We start from the raw sequence: 860 nt of genomic DNA, 5'->3' as shown, positions 1-860 counted from the left end.
CCTTACCAAGCACTTCGAACGTATTGAAGACCACCGACAGGCAACCAAAGTTACCTATCCCTTGTTCGATGTACTGTTTTTAACAGTGGTGGCGGTCATAGGAGGCAGCGAGGGCTGGGAAGATATTGAAGACTTTGGCCATTGCCACTTGGAATTGCTTAAGAAATACGGTGATTTCAGCGAAGGTATTCCCGTTCATGACACCATAGCGCGCATTATCAGCAAGGTTAATCCAGAAGCGCTGCAACAAGCTTTTATTTCATGGATGCAGGCAACCGAACAGCTGACTCAAGGTCAAGTCATTGCCATTGATGGCAAAACATTACGTGGCTCTTATAATAGAGAAGATCGTCAATCCGCTATTCATATGGTGAATGCTTTCTCTGTCGCCAATGGTGTTGTGATGGGGCAACTTAAAACCGATGCGAAGTCCAATGAGATCACTGCTATTCCTGAGTTATTAGGCCTATTAGATATTCAAGGAGCATTGGTAACCATTGATGCCATGGGCACTCAAGCCGATATTGCTCATACCATCATCGATAAAGGCGCAGACTTCCTGTTAGCAGTCAAAGGCAATCAAAATGCTTTACATCAGCTCGTAAAAGATACCTTTGCAGCTCAGCCAGATGATGCGAAAAACGTCACTCAAATCGAGGCGCAACGTGGCCGAATTGAATATCGGGAATACCAAGCCATAGATGCTCCCAAGGAGCTGGTTGATGCCAAATGGCCGACCATACAAACCTTTGGCAAAGTCATTAGCTATCGCGTACACAAAGGCAAAGGAACGCTTCAGACGCGTTACTACATCAGCTCCGCCATATTATCGGCTGAAAAATTAGCCTACGCTGCTCGTG

At 45.9% G+C, this 860-nt stretch carries 1 protein-coding gene; it reads left to right on the top strand.

Annotated elements, in window-relative coordinates; all coding sequences use genetic code 11:
* Positions 1-860: ISAs1 family transposase (locus KU855_RS18730; RefSeq protein WP_218532816.1), on the top strand; the 860-nt coding region annotated here is incomplete at both ends.

Origin of the sequence: Shewanella sp. NIFS-20-20 (assembly GCF_019209865.1) — a bacterium.
In the GTDB taxonomy this organism is placed as follows: Bacteria; Pseudomonadota; Gammaproteobacteria; order Enterobacterales; family Shewanellaceae; genus Shewanella.
The sequence above is the reverse complement of the archived record's forward strand: the minus strand, read 5'-3'. Positions and strand labels throughout refer to the sequence as shown.